This window comes from Streptomyces sp. NPDC053367 (genome assembly GCF_044545925.1).
Classification (GTDB): domain Bacteria; phylum Actinomycetota; class Actinomycetes; order Streptomycetales; family Streptomycetaceae; genus Streptomyces.
Map to the genome: position 1 here is coordinate 357,694 of NZ_JBITYN010000011.1, position 20,346 is coordinate 378,039.

The following is a 20,346-nucleotide window of genomic DNA, read 5'->3' on the forward strand; positions in this document are numbered from 1 at the left end:
GAGCCCCAGAAGAGGAATGCGATGAGCCAGACGATCGAGACGAACACCGCGGACTACGTCTTCCACAACGTGCCCGAACAGCTCACCCCGCTGCAGGCCTTCCTGGATCCGTTCACCCGCAACGAACTGCTGGAACTGGGCGTGCCGGCCGGGGCGCGCTGCCTCGACCTGGGCGCCGGCGGCGGCTCCGTCACCCGCATGCTGTCCGGCCTGGCCGGCCCACGCGGCACGGTGACCGCCATCGACCAGGACGTCCACATGATCCCCGGCGGCCCCAACATCACCGTCCACACCCAGGACCTGGGCAGCGGCGAACCCCTGCCGGTGAGCGGGCCGTTCGACATCATCCACGCCCGGCTGCTCACCCACCACCTCGACAACCGCGTCGAGCTGGTGCACCGGCTCGCCGGCGAGCTCAAGCCCGGCGGCTGGCTGCTGCTCGGCGAGTTCGTGCGCTCGAAGCCGCGGGTCGTGGCGGCGCCCTCCGAAGAGGACGCGGAGATCTTCCGCACGGTCCTCGACGGCCTGTACGACGTCATGACCGCCACCCACACGCACGGCGACTGGGGCCACCACGTGGAGACCACCATGATGGACGCGGGCCTGGTCAACACCCGCACCCGGTGGCACTTCGAGAGCTTCCACGGCGGCTCCCACGGCTGCCGGCTGCTGCAGAACAACGTGGCGCAGAAGCGCGACGACATCGTCGCCCACGGCCTGCCCGCGGCCGACGTGGACCGCTTCGTCAACGTGCTGATGACCGACCCGCGGATGGTCGTGCGCAGCCACGAGTTCATCTCCGTGCGCGGCCAGCGCGAAGCCTGAGGAGCAGCCATGGGGAGGCACATCGCCTTCTTCAACATCCCCGCCCCCGGCCATCTCACCCCGACCCTCGCCGTCGTCGAGCAACTCGTGCGCCGCGGGCACCGGGTCACCTACCCGGCCACCGCCGCCTACGCCGAGCAGGTCGCCGCGACCGGCGCGGACGTGCTCACCTACGACTCCACCGTCGACGTGCAGCGCGACTTCCCGCCCGGCACCGAGAACTGGCTCGCCCGGGTCCTGCTCGGCGGGGTGCGCGAGGGCATCGCCACCACCACCCTGTTCGAGCGGCACTTCGCAGGTGACCGGCCCGATCTCGTGGTCTACGACGGCTTCGTCCGCTGGATCGGCGAGCTGCTGTCGGAGAAGTGGCGGGTGCCCAGCGTCCGGCTGTTCCCCGTCGGCTGCGTCAGCCAGCACGTGACACCGCAGGCCATCGGGGAGCCCGCGTACGCCGAGCTGACCGCCCTGATGCAGCGCTACGCCGCGATGAACGGCGTGGACCCGGTCCGGGCCTTCCACGAGCTGCGGGGCGACCCCGAGGCCCTGAAGATCGTCTTCTATCCGGCCCGGTTCGGGTACGTCGACGCGGTCGGCAACGACGACTACGTGTTCGTCGGACCCTGCTTCCAGGAGCGCGAGTTCGCGGGGGAGTGGCAGCCGCCCGCCGACGGCCGGCCGGTGGCCCTGGTGTCGCTCGGGACCAGCTTCAACCAGCAGCCGGAGCTGTTCCGCCGCTGCATCGAGGCGTTCCGCGAGCTGCCCTGGCACGTGGTCGTCGCGGTGGGGCCCGGCACGGACCCCACCGCGGTGGGCCCGCTGCCGTCGCATGTGGAGATCCACGAGTGGATCCCCTATCAGTCGGTGCTGCGCCACGCCCGGCTCACCGTGTGCGCCGGCGGCATGGGCACGGTCATGCACTCCCTGCACGCGGGCGTGCCCCTCGTGGTGCTGCCCCAGCTCGCCGCCTCCGACGGACTCGCCCGGCAGCTGACGGAGTTCGGTGTCGCACGGGTCGTCGACCGTCCCGACGCGACCGCCGAGCGCATCCGCGTGGCGATCGAGGAGGTGGCCGCCGACGACACGGCGTACACCAGCGCCCGTGACCTGCAGCAGCACATCCACGCCTCGGGCGGTGCCGCCCGGGCCGCGGACGAGATCCTGACCCACCTGGAGAAGAACGCCGGGCACACCCCGGCCGCCTGAACGACGCCGTACATCCCCCGACGGCGTCCCGAGGACCCCCGGCCCCGCGCCGGGGGTCCCTTGTGTGCGGAGGCGACCCGCGCGGCGGCGCGACACGAGAAGGGGGCCGGACGCCCCTGGCGTCCGGCCCCCTGGACCCGCTTCTCAGTCCTCCAGCGACCCCAGCCAGTCCCGCACCCGCCCCGCGACGGCGCGCAGCCGCCGCGGTACGACCACGCTGTAGTGGTCGCCGGGCAGCCGCACCACCTCCAGGACGGGGCACAGGCTCTGCCACTGCTCGGCCGGGTCGCAGGCGCGGGGTTCGTCGGCGGCGACGAACAGCAGGGTCGGCGCCTGCGACTTGGCGGGGGTGTGGGCGCCGAGCACGGCCAGGTTGTGGGCGTGGACCCGCATCAGGCGGGCGTAGCCGTCGGCGTCGGTGCCCTCGGGCAGCAGCCCCTGCTCGACGGCGACCCGTGCACCCACCTCGTCCAGGCGGGCCGCCTCCGCGCGGCGCAGGGCGGCCTCGGCAGGGGCCGGGATCCTGCCGCCCGCCAGGTCGGCGAGGAACTCCCGGTGCCGTGCTGCCTCGTCGGCCGGCGCGCGCCGCTCGCGAGGCACGCTGTCGATCATGAAGACGGCGCACCGCAGCCCGTCCTCGGCGAGCAGCCGGGCCGTCTCGTGCGCGAGCACCCCGCCCATCGACCAGCCCCCGAGCACCAGCGGCCCCTCGGGTGCCATGCCGCGCAGCTCGGCGGCGTACGCCCGGGCCATCGCGGTCAGGTCGGGAGCGAGGGCGTCGGCGGAGCCGTCGACGAGGGCCCGGCTCTGGAAGGCGACCGTCGCCGCCGGCCAGGCCCGCGCCAGCTCCAGGTACGCCGTCACCGCCCCGCCCACCGGATGGAACAGGAACAGCCCGGGCACGTCCGCCGCGCCCTCCCCGCCGCCGGGCAGCGTCACCGCGCAGCCCCCGGCCGGCCCGCCCGAGCGCACCACCTCGGCGAGTTCCCCGAGCGTGGGCGCCTCGAAGAGCTGCCCGAAGCCCAGGTCCACGCCCAGCTCGGTGCGGATCAGGTCCATCAGCCGCAGCGCGAGCAGCGAGTTGCCGCCCAGCCGGAAGAAGTCCCCGCCGGCGTCCGGCACCGGCACCTGAAGCAGCTCGGCCCACAGCTCGCCGAGCCGCCGGGTGACGGGATCGTCGCCCTGCGGACGGGCCGAAGGGGAGGCGGCGAGGCGCGGCAGCGCCCGTGAGAGGTCCACCTTGCCGTTGGCCGACAGCGGCAGCCGCTCCACCACCTCCAGCTGCCCCGGCACCATGTACGAGGGCAGCCGGCCGCGCAGATGCCCCCGTACGGTGCCCGCGTCGAGTTCCGCGCCCGCCTCGGGGACGACGAGGGCCACGAGCCGGGGCCGGCCGTCGGCGGAGGCGACCGCGCCGACCGCGCAGTCGGCCACCCGCGGATGGCTGCGGATCGCCGCCTCCACCTCACCGGGCTCCACCCGGAACCCCTGGATCTTCAGCTGCCGGTCCTCACGGCCGAGGAACTCGATCGTGCCGTCGGGCAGATACCGGCCCAGGTCACCGGTCCAGTACAGCCGTTCGCCGGTGACCGGATGCCGTACGAAGCGCTCCGCCGTGCGCCGCTCGTCGCCCGCGTAGCCCCGGGCCAGCCCCACCCCGCCGATGTGGATGCGGCCCGGCGCCCAGGGCGCGCGCAGCTCCATCCGGTGGTCGAGGACCGTCATCGTCTGATGGGTGAGCGCGGTGCCGTACGGGACGCTGCGCCAGGCCGGGTCGACGTCGCCGACCTCGTACAGGTTCGACCAGATCGACGCCTCCGTGGCGCCGCCCATGGCCAGCACCCGGCACCCCGGCCAGGAGGCGCGCAGCCGTCCGGGCAGGCTCAGCGGCACCCAGTCGCCGCTGAGCAGGAACGCCCGCACCGGCGCCGGGGCGAGGCCGCGGCGCACGGTGATCTCGGCGTACATCTCGGCGAGCGCCGGTACGGAGTTCCACACGGTGACCCCGTGCCGGGCCGCGAGGCGCGCCCAGTGCTCGGGGTCGGGGTGGGCCGAGGGGTCGGGCAGCACCAGCGCGGCGCCCGCCGCGAGGGTGCCGAAGACGTCCCAGACGGACAGGTCGAAGCTCAGCGACGAGATGCCGAACACCCGGTCGCTGTAGGCGAGCCGGGTGCGGTGGTTGATGTCGGCGACCGTGTTCAGGGCGGCCCGGTGCTCGATCATCACGCCCTTGGGCGCCCCGGTGGAGCCCGAGGTGTAGATGACGTACGCGAGGTCGTCCGGCCCGCGGCCCGCGGGCGGGAGAGGCTCGTCCTCGCCGGCCGGGCGCAGCAGGTCCACAGGCACCACGGGCACATCACGCTCGACGGCCGCGGGCACGGGCCACCGGGACCGGCCGAGGACGGCGCGTGCCGCGCAGGCGTCCAGCAGGTGCGCGACACGCTCGGCCGGCAGCGCGGCGTCCACCGGGCAGTACGCGGCCCCGGCGCGCAGCACGCCGAGCACGGCCACGACCTGCTCCCAGCCCTTGCTCATCACCACCGGCACGACATCGCCCGGGCCGACGCCGAGTTCCCGCAGCCGCACGGCGACCGCACGGGAGCGGCCCTCCAGCTCGCCGTAGGTGACCACACGCCGCGAGGTGAGCACGGCCGGGGCCTCGGGCGCGCGGGCCGCCCGGCGCAGGAAGCCGTCCTCCAGCCGGCCCTCCGGGGGCGTTCCGGGCCAGGTGTTGAGGGCCCGCACGGTCTCCCGGTGCCCCTCGGGCAGCGGGTCGGGACCGTCGGGCAGGTCGTCGCCGGCGGCGAGCGCGTCGAGCATCCGGGCGTAGGCCGCGAACATGGTGTCGGGCAGACCGGGCGGGAACGCCTCGTCGACGACGTCCCACACGCACTCGACGCCGCCGTCCGGGGCGTCCTTGATCTGGTTGTCGATCAGCACCTGCGGGGTGCGCAGCACCGTGGTGACCTCACGGCACACCAGCCCGGACGGCGTCCGCCCCCGCTCGGGCGTGGCGGGGCCGAGCATGCTGTTGAAGACGTACGGCAGCGCGGCCCGGCTGGTCCAGCCCCGGCGCGCCCCCAGTTCCCGGGTGATCCGCACACCGGTCACGTCGGAGTGCTCCAGGTCCTTCCACAGCCGCCGCTGCAGCCGCGCGGCCCGCTCCCAGAAGCCCTCGCCGTCCTGGCCGAGGTCGACCTCCAGCGGCAGCGTGGCGCTGAACTGGCCGACCACGCCGTGCGCTTCGGGGTGGCGGTTGGTCCAGTTCTGGTGCAGCACGTTCAGGCAGAAGCGGGGCGTGGCGGCCCAGGTGCCCAGCGTCTCGGCGTACACATGGAGCAGGGCGGTGGTCGGCAGGATGCGGTGCGCGCGGAAGACGGCGCGCAGCCGCTGCCACTGGGCGCGGCCGAGCCGGTGGCTGCGCCGGGTGAGCCGTACCGGACGGATCTCCGCGGGCCGCACGGCCAGCGGCAGCCGCGGCGCCTCCGGCAGGGTGTCCAGCCGGTCCTGCCAGTACGCCCACTGGCGGCGGTGCTCCTCGCCCGCCTCCGCCTCGGCCTGCTGCCGCAGACAGGAACGGAACGTGGAGGTGACCGGCGGGAGTTCGGCTTCGGGATCGTGGTAGAGCCGCAGCCACTCCCGCTGCAGCAGTCGGGTGCCGGCCGAGTCGAGCAGCAGCAGGCTCATCGCGAGGTGCAGCCGTACGCGGTGCGGCCGTACGCGGTGCGCGAGGATCTCGAACAGCGGCCAGCCGGTCGGCGCCGGGCCCTGCTCGGCCATCCGCTCCCGGGTCCGCCGCAGCGCCCGCTCGACCTCCGCGGGGGAGGAGCCCGCCAGGTCCGTGACCGCGAGCCGGAACGGCGGCAACTCGTCGGCCGACAGCACGCGTTGGGTGCCGTCGGCCGACATGACCGTACGCAACTGCTCATGGCGGGCGATCAGCAGCCGCACGGCGTGCTCGGCGCGCGCCGGGTCGAAGCCGACCAGGTCCAGTTCGAGGTAGAGGTTGGGGTGGAAGCCGCCCAGCTCCATCAGCGGGGTCGAGCCCACCATGTAGGCGGCCTGGAGGTCGCTCAGCGGGAAGGGCTCCCCGCCGGCGTCGGATGCGTTCACTGTGCCCTCCCCTTCGGTGAGCCGTCGGCGCGCAGGTCGTCGGCCAGGTCGCGCAGCACCGCCTCGCGTGCGTCGTCGTGCAGGAAGAAGTGCCCGCCCGGGTACCGGCGGACGGTGCAGGCCGCCGTGGTACGGCCGGCCCAGGCGTGCAGTTCGGCCGCGTCGCACACCGGGTCCCGGGTGGCGCCGAACACCGACAGCGGCACGTCCAGCGGCGGTGCCTGCGGCCGTGGATAGGTCTCGGAGACCGCGAAGTCCGCGCGCAGCATGGGCAGCAGCGCCGCCAGCACACCGGGATCGCCCAGCAGCTCACCGGGTGTGCCGCCCAACTCGTGCAACCGCGCGAGGAGTTCGTCGGCCGGGGCGTCGTGCACCGGCTGTTCGCGCGCGGGCAGGTGCGGTGCCCGGCGCCCGGACACCAGCAGCCGCTCGGGTGCCCGCAGCCCGCGCCGCCGCACCTCCTGACACGCCTCGTAGGCGACGAGCGCGCCCATGCTGTGCCCGAACCACGCGTACGGCCCCTCCAGCCACCGCTCGAGCCCCGTCACCAGCGCCGGCACCAGCTCAGACGTCCGCGCGAACGCCCGCTCCCGGAACCGGCTCTCGCGTCCCGGCAGCCGTACGCACACCACCTCGATCCGCGGCGGCAGCAGCGCGGCCCACTCCCGGTAGACGGCCGCGCCGCCCCCGGAGTGCGGCAGGCACAGCAGCCGCAGCCGCGCCTCGGGCCGGGGGTGCCAGACGACGCCCCAGGCGCCGTCAGGGCGGCGACGTGCCGTCGTCCCCGGCCGGACGGGCTCGGTCAGGGCATCCATGCGGCAGCCCTCTCCGCGATCATCACGCAGGTCAGATGGGTGGGCGCGCTCGGCATCGACGGCATCACCGACGCGTCGGCGACATACAGGCCCCGCAGCCCGTGCGGGCGCAGGCGTTCGTCCACCACCGCCCCGGGGTCCGTCGCCGGGCCCATGCGGGCGGTGCCGACCGGATGCCAGGACGGGCACACGAAGGAGCGCACCGCCCGCCGCAGCCGCGCCTCGTCCAAGACCATCGCCTCCGTCCACATCAAGTGCCGCTCCAGCAATCCGCGTACGGCGCCGTCGCCGAGCACCGACCACAGCGCCCGCACCCCGGCCATGAGCCGCTCGGTGTCGTCCGGGTCGGCCAGCAGGTTCAGCGCGATCTCCGGGGGCGTGTCCACGGACCCGTCCCTTACCCGGACATGGCCGCGGGAGCGGGGCCGGAGCAGGCTCGCGTGGAAGGACACCGCGGTGCGGCCGCGCAGCAGCCCGCCGATCACCGGCACCCCCAGCCCGGACACATTGCCCACCAGCGTGAGGTTGACGTCGGCGGGGCCGGGGCGGGTGGCGATCCGGGCGAGGACCTCGTGCATCGGGTCGCCGGGCCGGCACGCGCCGGGACGGGGCAGCGCCCACACGGCGACCAGGGGATGGTCGACGAGGCCCGCGCCCACGCCCGGCAGGTCCGCCACCGGGGTGATCCCGGCGCGCCGCAGCACGCCGGCCGGGCCGATCCCGGACCGCTGGAGCACCAGCGGCGTGCCCACCGCGCCCGCGCACAGCGTCACCCGGTCCGCGTGGACGCGGTGCACGGCACCCTGGTGCCGCACCTCCACCCCCACCGCCCGGTCGCCGCGCAGCAGCACCCGCACCACCTCGCAGCGGTCGCGCACCTCCAGGCCAGGCAGCGCCGAGCGGGGCTCCAGATAGGCGAACGGAGTCGCGATGCGCCGGCCCGCCCGCACGTTGAGCGGGATCGGGCCGACCCCCACACCGGCGTCCGGCGCGTTGAGGTCGTCCCGCACGGGCAGGCCCTGTCCGTCGCGGCAGGCCGTGAGGAACGCCGACGCCATCGGGCCGAAGTCGGCCACCGCGTGGCGCCGCACCGGCAGCGGTCCGTCGTCGCCGTGCGCCGGGCCCTTGACGTCGGCGTCGGCCTCCAGCCGGGTGAAGTACGGCAGCACCCGCTCCCACGCCCACCGGGGGTTCCCGGCCGCGGCCCAGCCGTCGTAGTCGGCGGGCAGCCCGCGCAGCGCGAGCCCGCCGTTGACGGCGGAGGACCCGCCGACCGTGCGGCCCACCGGATACGGATAGGTCCGCGCGCCCTCGCCCGCCTCGCCGACGTACGCCGTGTGCTCCCAGTTGGCGCCGGAGAGCACCGGCTCGTCGGGCGAGCCCGGCCCGCGCCCGGTCAGGTCCTCGCCCGCCTCCAGCAGCAGCACCCGGCGGCCGGGCCGGGCGGCGAGCCGGCCCGCGAGGACGGCACCCGCCGACCCGGCCCCCACGACCACGTCGTCCCAGCCCGACGCCCCGAGTCCGGCGGGGAGCCCCGTCGTGCCGCTCATCGCCTGAGCCGTTCGTCGACGGCGCGCGCCAGCTCGCGCACGGTGGGGTGGTCGAACAGCATCTCCAGGTCGTCCTCCGCGTCCTGCTCCAGCCCGAAACGGCCCCGGACCTCGGCGAGGATGCGCACCGCGTGCAGCGAGTCACCGCCCAGCTCGAAGAAGTTGTCCTCCACGCCGAAGTCCTCGTGGCCCAGCGCCCGCGCCCACAGCTCCAGCAGCAGCCGCTCGGTGCCCTCACGGGGCGCGGAGGGCGCCGCGGGGGCCTCCGCGGCCGGCCACGGGTCGGGCAGTGCCGCCCGGTCGACCTTGCCGTTGGCGCTCAGCGGCAGCCGCTCCAGGAGCACATAGTGGTGCGGGACCATGTAAGACGGCAGGAGTTGCTGCAGCGCCTCCCGCAGGGCCGCCGCCTCGGGTGTCCCTCCGGGACGCGCGACCAGGTACGCGACGAGCTGGGCCCGGCCCGTCCGCGGGTTGCCGCGCACCGCCGCCAGGGCCTCGGCCACCCCCGGCTGCTCCCGCAGGGCCGCCTCGATCTCACCGAGTTCGATGCGGTAGCCGTTGAGCTTCACCTGGAAGTCGCGGCGCCCCAGGAACTCGATGTCCCCGTCGGGCAGACACCGGCCCAGGTCACCGGTGCGGTAGAGGCGTTCGCCGGTCACCGGATGGGTCACGAACCGCTCGGCGGTGCGCTCCGGGTCGCCCCAGTAGCCCTTGGCGAGGCCGGTGCCGCCGATGCAGATCTCGCCCGTGCTCCACACCGGGCGCGGCCGCCAGAGGTCGTCGTACACGTGCAGGGTCTGGTTGGCGAGCGGCTTGCCGTACGGGATGCGGGTCCAGTGCGCGGGCACCTCGCCGACCGGCCGGAACACCGACCAGATCGACGCCTCCGTGGCCCCGCCCAGGCTGATCACCTCGAGGCCCGGGTGCAGGGCGCGAGCCGCGTCGGGCAGCCCCACCGGGATCCAGTCGCCGCTGAGCAGCGCCAGCCGCAGCGGCACCTCCCGCCCGGCCGGTTCGTCGGGCGCCTCGGTCCAGGCCTGCATCAGGGCCGGCACGGAGTTCCAGACGGTGACCCGGTGCTCGGCGGCCAGCCGGCGCCAGTGCGCCGGATCGTGCAGTCGCGCGGGCGACGGCATGACCAGGGCGCCGCCCGCCGCCAGTACACCGAACACGTCGTACACGGACAGGTCGAAGCCGAGCGCCGACAGGGCGAGGACGCGGTCGTCGGGGCCGACGCCGAAGCGCGCGTTGATGTCCTGGACCGTGTTGGCCGCACCCCGGTGGTCGATCATCACGCCCTTGGGCTCGCCCGTGGAGCCGGACGTGAAGATGACGTACGCCAGGTCGTCCGGCGAGACCCGCACCCGCGGCGGCGCCGTGGAGGCGGCCCGCACCTCAGGGTCCTCCGCGGTGACCAGCACCACGTCGTCGGGCCAGGTGAGCTCCTCGCGCAGCCGGGGCGTGGTGAGCACCACGCGGGCGCCGCCGAGGCGCAGCAGCTTCGACCGGCGGGCCTCGGGCCACTGCGGGTCGACCGGCAGGTACGCGGCCCCGGACTGCACCACCCCGAGCACGGCCGGGACCTGCTCGGGCCCCTTGTCCATGACCACGCCGACCAGCGTGTTCGGGGCCACGCCCAGGTCGAGCAGCCGGTGCGCCAACCGGTGGGCGACGGCGGTCACCTCGCCGTAGCCGAGGCGGGTGTCCTCGGTGAGCACGGCCACGGCGTCCGGGCAGGTGCGGGCCCGCTCCTCGACGAGGTCGCCGAGCGTGCGGGCCGGGATCGGCGCCGCGGTGTTGTTGACGCGGGCCCGCTGCACGGCCTGCCGCTGCGGCAGCGCGACCAGCTGCCCGGCGTCGGCCTCCCACAGCGAGGCGTCGTCCGCGAGCCGCTCCAACGCCCGGCAGTACAGGGCGAACATGTCGTCGAGGACGCCCTCGGGGAACAGCTCCTCCACCGCGTCCCAGTTGAACAGCAGCGCCCCGCGCTCCTCGGTGACCTGGTGGTCGAGCCACACCTGCGGGGTCTGCGTGACGCCGTACACCTCCTCGCCGAAGAACCTGATGCCCGAGGAGGCGTCCTCGCCGCCGCCGAGCACCAGCGCGCTGGTGAACACGACCGGCATGGTCGCGCCGGGCCCGCTGCCGCCCCTGCGCGACAGCTCGCGCATCACCCGCACCCCGCTGAACTCGGCGTGCTCCAGGTCCCGCATCAGCTGTCGCTGCACGGCCGACACCCGCTCGGCGAACGCACTGCCGGGCCGCTCGCGCACCTCCAGCAGGGTCACCGAGGTGAAGTCGCCGATCAGCCCCGGCAGTTCGGGGTGCCCCTGCGGCCGATTGAACAGGGTGACGTCCAGGGTGAAGTCCGGCTGCTCCGACCACAGCCGCAGCACCTCGGCGTACAGCGTCATCAACACCGCCGACGGGGTGAGCCCCAGCCGGCGTGCCGTGCTCTTGACCGCGTCCCAGCGCGTGGGCGGCAACTCGCCGTGCCGGTGCCCGAACCGGGTGGTGGCCACCGCCGAGGGCGCCTTGGCCAGCGGCAGCGCGGGCGCGGGCGGCAGCTCGTCCAGACGCCCCAGCCAGTACTCGCGCGCCCTGCGGTAGCGGGCACCCTCCTCGGCGCGGGCCTCCGCCAGGACGTGGTCGCGGTACGACAGCTCCAGCGGCGCGGGCGACCAGCCGGGGTCCTCGTAGAACCGGCGCCAGTCCCGGAACAGCAGATACATGCTCGCGCCGTCCAGGATGAGGGTGTCCAGGCTGATGTGCAGCCGCAGCACCCGGTCGTCGGTGCGGGAGGCGCGGATGTCGAACAGCGGCCAGCGGTGCGCGGGCAGCACCTGGTGGTCCATCTCCGCGCGGATCTCCTCGCGCCGCCGCTGCTGCTCCTCGGGGGCGAGGCCCCGCAGGTCGGCGAACTCGATCTCGTACGGCGGCACTTCGGGCAGCACCCGCTGGGTCCCGTCGGGGGAGATCACCGCCCGCAGCATGTCGTGCCGCGCGATCACCCGGCGCAGGCTCTCCGTCAGGCGGTCCCGGTCCAGGCCCTCGCGCTCCAGCTCGAAGTAGATGTGCGTGGACACCCCGCCCAGCTCCAGGGCGTTGCCGCGGCCCACCCAGTAGGCGTGCTGGATGTCGGTGAGCGGGAACGGCTCGTGCCGCTCGGCGGGCCGCGCCACCAGCTCCCGGCCCGTCTCCCGGGGGCCGACCCCGTCGAGCGCGGCCATCAACTCCTCGCGACGGTCGCGCAGTTCCTCGCGCAGCTCGGGGGTCAGCGCCCCGGGTCTGGCCAGCACATCGAGCCGGCCCTCGACCAGCCGCAGCCGCACGCCCCGCCGGCGCAGCTCCACCAGCAGATCCTGAGTCATCGTGGAAGTCCCTCCTCGCCGGCTCACCGGGCGGTCCGGCCGTCGGCGGCCGCGGCGACGACGTCCAGGGCGGCGCCGCCGAGCAGTGTGTGATGGGTGCCGGTGACGGCCGCGGTGGACACCACGCCCGTGGTCAGCCGGGACCAGCCCCAGTCGGGCAGGTCCGCGCAGGGGTGTCCGGCGAACTCGCCGACCGTGCCGTCCGTCGCCCGCACCACCGTGATGTCGGCGGCCACCGGCTCCGCCCGGTGCCGGTTGCAGGCCCGTACGACCCCCTCGAACACGGCGTGCACATCGGCGAGTTCCTCCCGCGACGGCAGCCGCCGGGCGGTCTCCGGCCCCTCCAGCAAGGACAGCGCGTGCCCGAGGCGCTCCTCCGGCGGCAGCGCGGCGAGCGCGGTCAGGTCCCGCTCCCCGACCCGCGCCGGGTCGAAGCCGACACCGAGGTCCTCCAGGAACCACAGCAGCAGCCGTACGTCGTCGATCTCGCGGGTCTGCAGCGGGGCGGGGCAGTCGATCACCAGCAGGCGCTCGACCTTCGCGCCCCGCTCCTCCAGCAGCCGGGCCATCTCCGCCGCCACGACCGCCCCGGAGGACCAGCCGCCGATCCGGTACGGCCCCGACGGCCGCTCCTTCAGCAGGGCCCGCACATACAGCGAGGCCAGCTCCCCGACGTCGTCCAGAGGCCGCTGCCCGTCGGCCGGGCCCGGTGCCTGAAGGCCGTAGCAGGGCGTGCCCAGCCGCCGCGCCAGCTCCCGGTAGCAGAGCACGCCGCCGCCGGCCGGGTGCACCAGGAACCACGGGCGCCCCGAGTCGTCGCCGTCGCCGTCACCGAGCCGCACCAGCGGGGACGTCTCGTCGCCGTGCGCGTCCAGCCAGGAGGCCAGCTCGGCGACCGTGGGATGCTCCATGATCGTGCCGAGCGAGGGGCGGACGCCGAACCGGTGGGCGATCTGGCCCATCATCCGCAACGCCGTGTAGGACTGGCCGCCCAGCTCGAAGAAGTCGTCGTGCAGCCCGACCCGGTCGGTGTCGAGCAACTGCGACCACAGCTCGGCGAGAGTGCGCTCGGTGGGTGTGGCGGGTGGCGTGAACTCCGCTCGTGCGTCCTCCAGTTGAGGGCCGGCCGCCTGCAGCGCGGCCCGGTCCAGCTTGCCGTTGCCCGTCAGCGGCAGCCGGTCGAGCACCACGACCTGCGCCGGCACCAGATAGGCCGGGAGCCGTTCCGTCAGCTCCTCGCGCAGGGCCGCCGACACCAGCGGCCGCTCGGCGTCCTCCGGCCCGGCGACGAACGCCGTCAGCTGGTTGCCGCGCGCCCCGCGGTGCGCCACGACAGCGGCCTGCGCCACGCCGGGGCACTCCAGCAGCGCGTGCTCGACCTCGCCGGGCTCCACCCGGAAGCCGTTGATCTTCACCTGGAAGTCGCACCGGCCCAGGAACTCGATGTTCCCGTCGGGCAGGTACCTCCCCAGGTCACCGGTCCGGTACAGACGTTCACCGGTGCGCGGGTGCGTGACGAAGGACGCCGCCGTCTTCTCCGGGTCGCCCCAGTAGCCGAGCGCGACCCCGGCACCGCCGATGTACAGCTGGCCCGGGACCCAGTCCGGGACGTCCCGGCCCAGCTCGTCGAGCACGTACCAGGTCTGGTTGGCCAGCGGCCTGCCGTACGGGATGCTCACCCATGCCGGGTCGACCGCGTCCACCGGGTGGCAGATCGACCAGATCGACGCCTCGGTCGCCCCGCCCAGGCCGACCACGCGCGCGTTCGGCGCGATCGCCCGGATGCGGTCCGGCAGGCCCACCGGTATCCAGTCGCCGCTCAGCAGCACGGTCCGCAGACTCGGGCACCGCACCCCGGCCGCCTCGGCCTCCTCGGTGAACAGCTCCATCAGCGCCGGCACCGAGTTCCACACGGTCACCCCGTGCGTCCGCACGTCCCGCAGCCAGGCGGCCGGGTCGGGGTCGCCCGGCTCCGGCAGCACCAGCGTCGCCCCCGCGTCGAGGCTGCCGAAGACGTCGTACACCGACAGGTCGAAGGACAGCGACGACACCCCGTACACCACGTCCTCGGCGGTGATCCCGAAGCGTTCGTTGATGTCCCGGATCGTGTTGACCGGCCCTCGGTGGTCGAGCATCGCGCCCTTGGGACGGCCGGTGGAGCCGGAGGTGTAGATGATGTAGGCGAGGTCGGAGGGGGAGATGCCGGGGTGTTCGGCGGCGACGGGCCGGGTGCCGGTGTCCGTGGCGTCCACCGTGATCACCGGGGCCTCGCCGAGCCCCGCCAGCCGCTGCCGCAGGGGCTCGTCGGTGACCCAGGCCGCGGCTCCGGTGTCCCGCAGCACGTACCGCAGGCGTTCGTCGGGCCACTCCGGGGACAGCGGCACATAGGCCGCGCCGGCGCCCAGCACACCGAGCACGGCGACGGCCTGCCGCATTCCCTTCGGCAGGGTCACCGCGACCCGGTCGCGGGGCCGCACTCCGGCGGCCCGCAGCGCCGACGTCAACGCGGCCGCCCGATCACGCAGTTCGGCGTACGTGAGCGTGCCCTCCGCGGTGACCACGGCAGCCCGTCCGCCCCGTTCGGCCGCCCGCACCGGCAGCGGATCGGTCAGCAGGCCCTCGGGCACCGGCCCGGCAGGGGCGTTGAGTTCCGCGCGGCGGCGGGCCTGCTCCCTCGGCAGCAGGTCGAACGCCACCTTCTCCCAGGCCGCGTCACCGCGCGCCAGTTCCTCCACCAGGTGCCGGTAGCCGGACTCCATGGCGTCGATCAGACCCGGCGGGAACATGTCCTCGATGACGTCCCAGATCACCCACAGGGTGCCGTCCTTCAGGTCCCAGAACTCGCAGTCGATCAGCGTGGACGGGGTCTCCAGCAGGCTGTCCACCGGACGCTCGGCCTGCCCGACGAACAGGGCGCTGCCGACCGCGAACGGGCACACCGCCTTGCCCGGCGTGCGCCGCGCCCGGTTCACGGCCTGGAGCACCTTCACCCCGCTCCAGTACACGTGCTCCACATCCGCGAGGACCCGCTGCTGGAGCCGCCGCACCCGGGCGTGGAACGGCTCCTCGGGCCGCCAGTCCACCTCCAGCGGGTACAGCGAGGCGAAGTTGCCCAGTACCTCGCTCATCCGGGGGTGCAGCGGCAGCCGGTGCGTGATCATGTTGTTGAGCAGGAAGTGCCGCGACCCGCTCCAGTACGCGAGGACCTCCGCGTGGATCGCGCACAGCACGTTCGTGGTGGTCAGGTTGCGCCGCGCCGCCTGTTCCCCGAGCGCGGCCCACACCGGCGCCGGGAACAGCATCTCCCGCCGTACCAGCTTCGAGCGGCGGCGCGGGTCGGCGCCCTGCGCGAGCGGCACCGCGGGCGCCTCCGGCCAGTCGGGGATGCGGTCCTCCCAGTAGCGCCGCGAGGCCTCACCGAGCGGCGACCGCTCCAGCTCGGCCAGCGCCAGCACGCAGTCCCGGTAGGAGATCTCCAGCTCGGGCGGCGCGTAGTCCGGTTCGCGGTAGCGGCGCAGCACCGTCTGCAGGAACCGCAGGGTGCTCGGGGCGTCGCTGAACAGATTGTTGTTGTTGTAGTGCAGCTTCCCGCCACCGCCGGGCAGCAGGCTCATCCGCAGGTCCACCCACGGCCACCGGTCGTGCACCGGTTCCTTGCGGTACATCGACGCCCGGATCCGCGCCACCCGCTCCTCGGCCCCGGCGGCCGACAGCTCCCGCAGGTCGTACACCCGCACCCGGGCCGGCGCCGGGTCGCGTACGGTCTCCAGCCGCATGTCGGGCCGCACGACGACCAGGTTGTTCCGCTGGTACGCCAGTTCGGCGTCCAGGGCGCGCTGCATCCGCTCGGGGTCGGCGTCCGGCAGGTCGTACTCCATGTACTGGTGCGGACGCACGTGGTACTCGACCCCGTCGCGGCTGCCCACCAGGAACGACATCTGCAGATCGGACGGCTGGAACGGCTCGTGGAGGGCGCCCGGGTCGGGCACCACCCGCGGCAGCTGTCCCGGCGCCGCCGCGCTGCCGTCCGACTGCCGGGCGAGCCAGTCGACGAGGTCCTGCTTGCCGGCGACCAGCCGGGCCCGCAGCCCGTCGTCGAGGCGCCCCTTGGGCGCGGAGATCTCCAGACCCCCGCCGCGGGCCGCCCGCAGCCGGACACCGGCCTTGGCGAGGTCGTCCAGGAGGGAGAGGAGGGTGTCCGGGCTGTGTGCGCTCACTGCGAAGTCTCCTTGTCCGGCCCGACTGTCCGGGCCGACTGTCCGGGCCGGCGGTCGGGGCTGTTCGAAGCTGAGTGCGGGCTCAGAGCGTGAACATCTCCGCCTCTCCCTCCCACTCCAGTCCGTCGTCGTCCACGGCCAGCACGCTCAGCGCGGTCAGCTGACGGCAGATCTGCTCGGCGATCTCCGCCGCGGTGCCGCCGCCGAAGAGGAAGTCGGCGGACAGGTCCACCGAGAGGTCGCCGAGCAGCTGGTTGCGCAGCTGGATGGTGGTCAGCGAGTCGAAGCCGTGCTCGTTGAGGTACCGGCCGGGGAAGGCGGGCCGCAGCTCGGCCACCTCCTGCTCGTCCAGCGACAGCAACGCCGCGCAGCGGGCCAGGAGTTCGTCGAGGACGGCCTGCCGGGCCGCCTCCGGGTCGCGCACCACCAGCTCCGACAGCTCGCGCACGTCCTGGCCCGGCCGGGCCGTCGCCGCGGGCTCCTCGCCGGCCGGCCGGACACCGGCCAGCAGCGTGTACGGCACCGGCCTGGGCGTCGCCGCACGGTGCCGCTGCCAGTCGACCGCGGCCACCCCGGCCCGCGCCACGTCGGCACCCAGCTCGGCGAGCGCGGTCAGCGCCTGCCGCGAGGACATGCCGGCGATGCCCAACTCGGCGAAGTACGCCTGCTGTTCCGCACCGGACGCCATGCCGGCCTCCGCCCAGGCACCCCAGCACACGCTGAGCGCCGGCAGCCCCGCCGCACGCCGGTACAGAGCGAGCGCGTCGAGGAACGCGTTGCCGGCCAGATACGCCGACTGCCCGGGCAGTCCGATCATCCCGGCCAGCGCCGAGTACAGCACGAAGAAGTCCAGATCCAGGCCGAGCGTACGGCGGTGCAGCTCCCAGGCGCCGCGCACCTTCGCCCCGAGGACCCGGTCGAACTCGGCCCGGCCGATCTCCTCCAGGACGCCGTCGCAGGTGCTGCCCGCCGCGTGCACGATGCCGCGCAGCGCGGGCAGGTCCGCCGTGACGCGCGCCAGCAGCGCCGCCACCTCCGAGGCGTCGGAGACGTCCGCCGCGCACAGCTCCACCCGCACCCCGCGCTCCCGCAGCCGGGTCACCGCGGCGGGCTCCCGCTCGGGCAGGGTGCGCCCGGCCAGCACCAGCGTCCGGGCACCCCGGCCGGCCAGCCACTCGGCGGTGGCCAGGCCCAGACCGCCGAGGCCGCCCGTGACGAGGTAGGTGGCGTCGGGGCGTACCGGCGGCGCGGTGTCCACCCCGCCGGGCGTCCGGTGCTCGCGCAGCCGCTCCTCGTACCAGCGGCCCTCCCGCACCGCGAGATGCCCTGACCCGCCCAGCGCGCCGGCCCGGCCCAGCAGCTCGGACAGCGCGGGCAGGGGCTCGCCGGGCGCCAGGTCGACCTGCACACACACCAGGTCGGGGTACTCGCAGATCACCGACCGGGCCAGCGCGTTCAGCGGTGCCTGCGCGGGGTCCGGGACGTCGACGCCCGGACGCGGGGCGCTCGCGCCGGTGGAGCAGATCACCACGGTGGGCCGGTGCGCCGCCCTGGCCCTCAGGAACGGCTGCAGCACGTCCAGCGCGTGGTGCGCGGTCCGCGCGGCGGCCGCGGCGCGGTCTCCGTCGCCCGGGCCGTCCTCCTCGGCGGGCAGGTGCAGCAGCAGACCGGAGTACGCCTCCGCGCCGGCACACGCCGCCCGCACCTCCTCGGCGCCGGTGGCCGCCCGCGCGGCGAGCCCCACCGCCGCCAGCTGACCGTGCCAGTCGGCCGTCACGGCCGGGTCGGTGCCGGCCACCAGCCAGCGCCCGGCCGCCTCGGCGCCCTCGGCCGCCGGGGGCACCTCCTCGGGGCAGGGCTCCCAGACGAGTTCCAGCCGGGAGGGCCGTACGCCGGTCAGGGCGGCCAGCGCGGACCGCGGCACCGGACGGAAGCACAGCCCCGTCACCGTCACCAGCAGCCCGCTGTCCGCGGCCGACACCTCCAGGTCCAGCACATGCTCGCCCGGCCCGCTCTCCGGCCGCCGCCGCACATGACAGCGCACCTGCCTCGGCAGCCGCCCGTACACGTCGATCCGCTCCACCGACGCCGGCACCCACAGCGTGTCGTCGTCGGCGGTGAACGCGCCGACGCTCTGGAAGCAGGCGTCGAGCACCACCGGGTCCAGCACGTACTCGGCGCCGTCCGGCACCTCCGCCGACACCTCCGCGAGCGCCTCGTCGCCGCGCCGCCGCAGCCGCCGGACGCCGCGGAACGCCGGACCGTACTCCAGGCCGGTGTGCCGGAAGTGTTCGTACAGCCGGTCCGTGTCGCACGCGTGGTCGTCGGCGCGCACCGCCGACGTGGCCGCCGGCGGCCCGGCCGGGTCCCCGGCGGGTGCCACCGAGCCCACCGACGCGTGCTCGGTCCACTCGCCCGCCCCGTCCGGCCGCCCGAAGCAGCGCACCCGGTACCCGCCCGCCCGGGACTCCGCCACCGCCTGCACGGCCGTACGGTGGTCCGTGCCCAGCGGCAGGAACGCCTGGAAGGCGATGTCCCGCAGCGTCCAGCGCTCCCCGTCGCCGCCCTCGGCGGCCCGCGCCGCGGCCAGCGCCCACTCCACCGTCGCCGCGCCCGGCAGCACGGGCCGGCCCGCCACCCGGTGCTGGTCCAGGTACCAGGGCTGGTCGGCGGAGAGCGCGTGCGCGTACCAGCGGGCGCCCGCGCCGGCCAGGTCGGCCGCCGCGCCGAGCAGCGCGTGCCCCGTCGTCCGCACCGGCAGGCCCTCGGTGCCGCCGCCCGTGCCCGACGACTCGTACAGCCAGTGCCTGCGCCGGCGGAACGGGTACGTCGGCAGCGGCACGGTCCGCGGCGACCGTCCGAACACGCCCTCGGGCCAGCGCACCGTCACGCCCTCGGTGTGCAGCCGCGCCAGCGTGGCCAGCAGGGTCTCCGCGGCGGGGCGCCCGTTGCGCGCGGTCGCCAGCGGCGTCCGCTGGTCGCCCGCCGACACCAGGCACTCCTGGGTGAGCGTGGCCAGCACCGCGTCGGGGCCGACCTCCACCCAGCGGGTGACGCCCTCGTCGCGCAGCCCGAGCACCCCGTCCATGAACCGCACGGCGCCGCGCAGCTGGCGCACCCAGTACTCCGGCGCGCACAGCTCGTCCGCGCTCGCGACCCGGCCCGTCACATTGGACACCACCGGGATGCGCGGCGGGTGGAAGGTGACGTCCTCGGCCGCCCGGCGGAACGCGTCGAGCACCGGGTCCATCGCCCGAGAGTGGAACGCGTGCGAGACCCGCAGCCGGCTCACCCGGCGGCCGCGGTCCCGCCAGAACCCGGCCGTCTTCGCCACCGCGTCGACATCGCCCGAGATAACCGTGCACCGCGGGGAGTTGACCCCGGCCACGGTGACGTCCAGGTCGCCGTCGCGGACACAGGACAGCAGCTCCTCCTCGTCCGCCTCGATCGCGTACATCGCCCCCTCGCCCGGCACCGAGCCCATCAGCCGGGCCCGTGCGGCGACCAGCCGGCACGCGTCCGGCAGGGTCAGCACGCCCGAGACGTGCGCGGCCGTCAGCTCGCCGACGGAGTGCCCCGTCACGAAGTCCGGCGTGACCCCGCAGGACTCGAGCAGCCGGAACAGCGCGGTCTCCAGCGCGAACAGCGCGGGCTGGGTGTAGGCGGTGGTGTGGAGCAGCCGCCCGTCGGTGGAGTCGGCCGCGGCGAACATCACCTCGCGCAGCGGACGTTCGAGCTCCGTGTCGAAGTGCCCGCACACCTCGTCCAGCGCCGCCGCGAACTCCGGCAGCGCCTCGTACAGTTCGAGGCCCATCCGGGCGCGCTGCGAGCCCTGCCCCGAGAACAGGAACGCCGTCCGGCCCTCCTCGGCGACACCCTCGAACACGTTCGCCCGGCTCTCGCCTGCCGCCAACGCCCGCAGGCCGGCGAGGAGTTCCTCGCGGCTGTCGCCCACGACGACCGCCCGGTGGCCGAACACGGCCCGCCCGGTGGCCAGCGAGTGCCCGACGTCCTCGGGGCGCCGCTCGGCGCCCTCCTGCGTGTCGAGCAGGTCGCACAGCCGCCGGGCCATGGTGCGCAGCGCCTCGTCGTTGGTGGCGGCGAGCGGCCACGGCACCGGGGTCAGCGACGGTTCGGGGTCCGGCCTCTCGGGCGGTTCCGGGGCTTGTTCGAGGATGAGGTGGGCGTTGGTGCCGCTGATGCCGAAGCTGCTGATGGCGGCGCGGCGGGGGTGGTGGGTGGTGGGCCAGGG

8 protein-coding genes are annotated in these 20,346 nt (G+C 75.0%); 2 read left to right on the forward strand and 6 right to left on the reverse strand.

Going from position 1 to position 20,346, the window contains the following annotated elements; all coding sequences use genetic code 11:
- Positions 1-21: 21 nt before the first annotated feature.
- Positions 22-825, forward strand: coding sequence for a class I SAM-dependent methyltransferase (locus ACIGXJ_RS30165; RefSeq protein WP_399651922.1), 804 nt, complete (start codon positions 22-24; stop codon positions 823-825).
- A gap of 9 nt (positions 826-834) precedes the next feature.
- Positions 835-2,028, forward strand: coding sequence for a macrolide family glycosyltransferase (locus tag ACIGXJ_RS30170; protein ID WP_399651925.1), 1,194 nt, complete (start codon positions 835-837; stop codon positions 2,026-2,028).
- A 144-nt stretch (positions 2,029-2,172) separates the two neighbouring features.
- Here the strand turns inward: ACIGXJ_RS30170 and ACIGXJ_RS30175 are convergent, their stop codons facing one another.
- From ACIGXJ_RS30175 to ACIGXJ_RS30200, 6 genes are all read right to left on the reverse strand, one after another.
- Positions 2,173-6,141, reverse strand: coding sequence for an amino acid adenylation domain-containing protein (locus ACIGXJ_RS30175; RefSeq protein ID WP_399651929.1), 3,969 nt, complete (start codon positions 6,139-6,141; stop codon positions 2,173-2,175).
- Positions 6,138-6,956, reverse strand: coding sequence for a thioesterase II family protein (locus ACIGXJ_RS30180; RefSeq protein WP_399651932.1), 819 nt, complete (start codon positions 6,954-6,956; stop codon positions 6,138-6,140). Before ACIGXJ_RS30180 ends, ACIGXJ_RS30175 begins: the two co-directional genes overlap by 4 nt.
- Positions 6,944-8,506, reverse strand: coding sequence for a GMC family oxidoreductase (locus tag ACIGXJ_RS30185; protein WP_399651934.1), 1,563 nt, complete (start codon positions 8,504-8,506; stop codon positions 6,944-6,946). Before ACIGXJ_RS30185 ends, ACIGXJ_RS30180 begins: the two co-directional genes overlap by 13 nt.
- A complete protein-coding gene (locus ACIGXJ_RS30190; protein WP_399651938.1) occupies positions 8,503-11,877 on the reverse strand; it encodes an amino acid adenylation domain-containing protein in 3,375 nt (1,124 codons plus the stop codon). The genes ACIGXJ_RS30185 and ACIGXJ_RS30190 overlap by 4 nt, the downstream gene beginning before the upstream one ends.
- A gap of 23 nt (positions 11,878-11,900) precedes the next feature.
- On the reverse strand, positions 11,901-16,094 hold the full coding sequence (locus ACIGXJ_RS30195) for an amino acid adenylation domain-containing protein (protein WP_399651941.1): 4,194 nt from the start codon (positions 16,092-16,094) through the stop codon (positions 11,901-11,903).
- 82 nt (positions 16,095-16,176) lie between these two features.
- On the reverse strand, positions 16,177-20,346 hold a 4,170-nt coding region (locus ACIGXJ_RS30200; protein WP_399651945.1), incomplete at its 5' end, for an SDR family NAD(P)-dependent oxidoreductase.

Coding starts and splice junctions, on each gene's coding strand:
- ACIGXJ_RS30165 (WP_399651922.1), top strand. CDS start 22: ATGAGCCAGACGATCGAGACGAACACCGCGGACTACGTCTTCCACAAC.
- ACIGXJ_RS30170 (WP_399651925.1), top strand. CDS start 835: ATGGGGAGGCACATCGCCTTCTTCAACATCCCCGCCCCCGGCCATCTC.
- ACIGXJ_RS30180 (WP_399651932.1), bottom strand. CDS start 6,956: ATGGATGCCCTGACCGAGCCCGTCCGGCCGGGGACGACGGCACGTCGC.
- ACIGXJ_RS30185 (WP_399651934.1), bottom strand. CDS start 8,506: ATGAGCGGCACGACGGGGCTCCCCGCCGGACTCGGGGCGTCGGGCTGG.
- ACIGXJ_RS30190 (WP_399651938.1), bottom strand. CDS start 11,877: ATGACTCAGGATCTGCTGGTGGAGCTGCGCCGGCGGGGCGTGCGGCTG.